Source organism: Verrucosispora sp. SN26_14.1 (genome assembly GCF_004307965.1).
GTDB lineage: Bacteria > Actinomycetota > Actinomycetes > Mycobacteriales > Micromonosporaceae > Micromonospora.
In genome coordinates this window covers 1-4,460 of record NZ_SISL01000474.1, presented here as the reverse complement: position 1 = coordinate 4,460, position 4,460 = coordinate 1, and the positions used below count along the sequence as shown (strand labels likewise).

Genomic DNA, 4,460 nt, shown 5'->3' with positions numbered 1-4,460 from the left:
GCGGTGGCCAGGTCCCCGGCGAGCAGGGCGGCCCGCGCCTGCGCCAGCAGCGCCTCGGCCAGGTCGGAGGCCATGCCACGGCGGCGCAACTCCCGGATCGCGACGGCGGCGATCTCCACCGCCTCGTCCACCAGGGGCACCGACAGCAGCAACTCGAAGCGGTCCAGCAGCAGCGCGGGCCGGGGGACGCCGAGACGCCGGTACTCCTCGCCGACGGCGGCGAAACAGCGCAGCGCCGCCGCGATGTCGCCCCGTCGACCGGCCGCGATCCCGCTGTTCCACCGGGCGTCGGCCGCCGCGAGGTCCAGGCCGAGCCCCTCGAAGACGGCTGCCGCCCGGGACAGGTCGTCGGCGCCGCCGGTGGTGCCCCGGTGGGCGTTGAGCAGGCCCCGGTTGTTGCGGGCCCGGGCCTCCAGCAGGAGGTCGCCCTCGCGCTGGGCGATGTCGATGGCGAGGCCGTAGTCCCGCACCGCCTCGTCGTACCGGCCGCGGTAGTGCAGCACCACGCCCCGCTGCATCCGGCCCCGACCGGCGTCGGCCCCGGTCAGTTCCGGCAGCGCGGCGGTCACCGCCCGCAGCGCCGCCGCGGTGTGCCCCGAGCTGGCCAGGACGTACCCGAGGCTCATCCGGGCCAGCGCCCGGGTCCGGGCCGTGCCGGCGGTCCGCACGGCCCGACGGAGGTGGCGCCGGGCGCCGGAGAGGTCGTTGAGTTCGCGCAGTGCCAGACCGATGGCGCGGTCGGCGGTCGAGCGCTCGTCGGCGTCGGACCGGGCGGCGAGCACCCGCTCGGCGATGGTGATCGCCTGGCTGGGGGAGCGCTGGACGGTGTCGAGTGCCGCCTGGGCGGTCCCGGCGCCGTCAGCGGTGCGGTCCGGCACGGGCAGAGAGGTCACCACCCGCTGAGTATCGTCGATATCTCCCCGAGTGGTCGACGTGTGACGGTGAGTATGTCTTTGGCATTGACATGCGCCGATCACTTGGAAGAATTGACCGGAGACCGGGAACCCGCCGCACCGGACCACCAGTGACGTGCCGCCTCCCGAGTCGCCTGGGGAGGACCCGTGCTGCCCGACCGTCCCACCGTGCCACCCGTCACCACCCGGCTCTCCCGACGGCGCCTCCTGGCGGTGTCCGCACTGGCCACGGTGGCGGTGCCACTGGCGTCCACCGTACGGCCGGCGCCGGCCCTCGGCGACGACACCGTCGCCGACGACAAGGCCTACCAGCTCGCGTTCACCGCGATGCTCGACGCCGACCGCACCGTGCGGCGCCACGCCGCACCCGGCCGGGAGGTGCTGTACCGACCCCGGCAGGTGCTCACCGCCCCGGCCGACGCCCAGCGCGTCGCCGCCTGGCTCAGGGCCAGCGGCAACCCGGTGACGTTCGGCGTCGGCTTCGGCGGTGTCGCCCGGCTGGTCTTCGCCGCGGAGGCCGACATCCCCGCGCTCGTGACGAAGCTGCGCGACCCCCGACAGTGGCCCGGAGCGCCGGTGCCGCTGGTCCAACCGCACCACGTGCTGCTCGGCCTCGGCAACATCATGGGTAATCCGGGCGGGCCGCCCCGCGCTCTCGCCGCACTGCCACCGCCGGATCCGGGGAGGCAGGCCGAGGGGGCGGGGGTGACGGTCGGCATCTGCGACACCGGCATCTGCCGGCAGGCCGGCAACCGGCACCCGCAGTGGCTGGGCGGCGCGTACCTCCCGGAGGTCGACGACGAGGACCCGCTCTACGTGCACACCGACGTGCTCGCCCCGCAGGGCGGGCACGGCACGTTCGTCGCCGGGGTGGTGCGGCAGGCCGCACCGGGCGTACGCCTCGATCCCGAGGCGGCGCTGGCGCCCACCGGAGTCGGGGACGAGTCGATGCTGGTGGCCGCCCTGAGCCGGCTCTCGGGCGAGGTGTCGGTGGTGAACCTCTCGCTGGGCGGCTTCACCCTCGACGACCAACCCTCGCTGCCGCTGGCCAACGCGGTGGCCGCGATGCCCCCGACGACGGCGGTGGTGGCGGCGGCGGGTAACGCCGGTGTCGCCCGTCCGGTGTGGCCGGCCGCGCTGGACCGGGTCCTGGCGGTCGGGGCCGTCGAGACGGACACCGCGGGTGTGGTCGTCCCGGCGGACTACAGCGGCCGGGGGGCGTGGGTCGACGCCTGTGCCCTCGGCCGGCGGGACAGCACGTACGTCGAGGGACGGCTGCCGCTACCCGGACGACCGACCCGGCTGTTCCACAGGTACGCGACCTGGGCCGGTACGTCGTTCGCCACGGCACATGTCTCGGGTCGACTCGCCGCCCTGATGACCGGGGCGGGACTGAGCGCCGACGCGGCCCGGCTGGCCCTGCTCGCGGCGCCGCGTTGGCACCCCGACTACGGCGTGCTCGTCGGATGAGCGGCAGGGCGGCGTGGTGACCGATCGGAGCGTGCGGGCCCTGGTGTCCGCCGCGGCCGACGGGGACGAGTCGGCCTGGACCGAGCTGGTGCGCCGGTACACCCCGCTGGTGTACTCGGTGATCCGGTCGCACGACCTGAGCGGCGCCGACGCGGCCGATGTCAACCAGACCGTGTGGCTGCGCCTGGTGGAGCACCTGGAGCAGGTACGCGAGCCGCAGGCGCTGGCGGCCTGGTTGGCCGTCACGACCCGACGGGAGTGCTACCGGATGTCGCGTCTCGTCCGGCGGACCCAACCCGTCGACCCCTCCGACGGTTCGCTCGACGCCTACCACGGGACGTGGGCCGACGTCGCGCCGCCGGAGGAGGACCTGTTACGGGCGGAACGGCGGCAGGCGCTGCGGGAGGGTTTCGCCCAACTGCCCTCCCGGTGCCAGGAACTGCTCTCGCTGCTGATGGCCGAGCCGCCGCCGAGCTACCGGCAGGTCTCCGAGCGGTTGGGCGTACCGGTCGGCAGCATCGGACCGACCCAGGCCCGCTGCCTGCGGCGACTGCGCGACTGCGCGGTGCTGGCCCCGTACCTGGGACTGCGGCCGGACACCGGACGGCAGGGGGGTGACCGCGATGGAGCCGTGGCCGCCGGTCGATGACGGCAGGTTGGCGGCGGAACTGGTCGCCGCGCTCTGGGACTCCGAGGGAGTGCCCGAGGAGCATCTGACGGCGGCGCGGGCGGCGTTCGCCCGGCGGCGGACGGACGCCGAGGTGACCCTGGCCGAGCTGACCTTCGACTCGGTGCTCGAACCGGAGTCGGCCGGGCTCACCCGCTCCTCCGGTTCGGCGCGCAGCCTGTGCTTCCGGGGCGCCGGGATCGTGCTGGAGATCGAGGTCAGCGACGCCGGCATCGTCGGTCAGGTCTCGCCGGCCGGTCGTGGTCGGGTCAGCGCCCGGACCGTGGGCGGAGTCTACGACGAGGCGACGGTCGACGCGGTGGGTCTCTTCTCGCTCGGGGTGCCGCCGACCGGGCCGGTGCAGCTGCGTGCGTACACCGGCGAACACGTGGTGGCGACCGACTGGGTCTGCCTGCGCTGACGCCACGAGGGTCGTGAGCCCCCTCCGACCCACGACCCTCGCTGCGGTGCGAGCTACCGCTTGACAGTGCTGATCAGATACTGCACACCACCGAGGTCGGTCGACCGGGCGCCGCTGCTGTCCGGGCCGAACTGGGTGACGGTGAAGGAGATCTCCCGCTGGCTGTCGGCCGTGGCCGAGAAGAGCAGCGAGAACTCCGCGCGCTCACCGGGGTTCAGCGCCAGGTTGCCCAGGCTGGCCCTGGTGGGCTCGACGATCTCCACCTGCGTCCGGCCGACGGCGCGGACACCCGTGCCGACCGCGCCCCCGGCCCGCCAGCGCTCGAAGAGGTCCGGGCCGAGATCGACGACGACCCGACCGCCGATCGCCTGGAGCGGCTCGGCCGCCGCGAAGACGACCTCGTTCCTGGACGGTACGGTCAGCGAGTTGCCGATGGCGAACGGCCGGACGGCCGGCGATCCGCCCACGGCGAGCTGGACCGAGTCGACGTTGCGCCACGCGATGTTGTTGTTGTGCCGGGTGTTCGTGCTGATGTCCGGGCCCTCGAAGGTCATCGGGTCGGTCGCGGACACCCAGCGGGCGAGCAGGCAGAAGTGCCCCGGCCCGGGGACTCCGGTCCAGGGGATGGTGACCGTGGTGACCCCGGCGAAGGAGACCACGTTGGCCGCGCCGATCTGGGTCCAGTGGGTCGGCCAGACCGCGCCGCCGCCCGGCGTGGTCCGATAGACGCGAAGCACGCCGCTGCTGCCGCCCGAGCCGTACGGGCCGGGGTTGCGCAGCTTGATGAAGAGGTAGTTGGTGACGCCGACGATCGGGTTCTGGCTGACGGCGCACTCGATCGCGGTGGGGCAGACCTTGATGTCGGGGCTGGCCCAGAGCGGGTTCAGCGCGTGCGGCTCGACTCCGACGTCGGCGGTGGTGTCCTTGATGTAGACGTCGGTCCGGGCGGCTGCGGCGGCGGCCGGGACCGCCTCGACCGGCACCGCGG

General features: G+C 74.3%; 4 protein-coding genes and 1 pseudogene. 3 read left to right on the top strand and 2 right to left on the bottom strand.

The genetic code is table 11. The annotated features are described in order from the left end of the window. Positions 1-893, bottom strand: a pseudogene (locus EYA84_RS27380) (CHAT domain-containing protein); the annotation flags it as partial. Between the two features lie 168 nt (positions 894-1,061). On the opposite strand from EYA84_RS27380, the gene EYA84_RS27375 reads away from it, so the two are divergent. The 3 genes from EYA84_RS27375 to EYA84_RS27365 are packed head-to-tail and all read left to right on the top strand — an operon-like array spanning position 1,062 to position 3,472. After that, positions 1,062-2,384, top strand: coding sequence for a S8/S53 family peptidase (locus EYA84_RS27375; protein WP_236145984.1), 1,323 nt, complete (start codon positions 1,062-1,064; stop codon positions 2,382-2,384). Between the two features lie 16 nt (positions 2,385-2,400). Next, positions 2,401-3,033, top strand: a complete 633-nt coding sequence (locus EYA84_RS27370; RefSeq protein WP_131056670.1) for an RNA polymerase sigma factor — start codon at positions 2,401-2,403, stop codon at positions 3,031-3,033. Then, positions 3,008-3,472, top strand: a complete 465-nt coding sequence (locus EYA84_RS27365) for a hypothetical protein (RefSeq protein WP_131056669.1) — start codon at positions 3,008-3,010, stop codon at positions 3,470-3,472. Before EYA84_RS27370 ends, EYA84_RS27365 begins: the two co-directional genes overlap by 26 nt. 53 nt (positions 3,473-3,525) lie before the next feature. Here EYA84_RS27365 and EYA84_RS32705 read toward each other — a convergent pair. Beyond that, on the bottom strand, positions 3,526-4,460 hold a 935-nt coding region (locus tag EYA84_RS32705), incomplete at its 5' end, for a hypothetical protein (protein WP_201272490.1).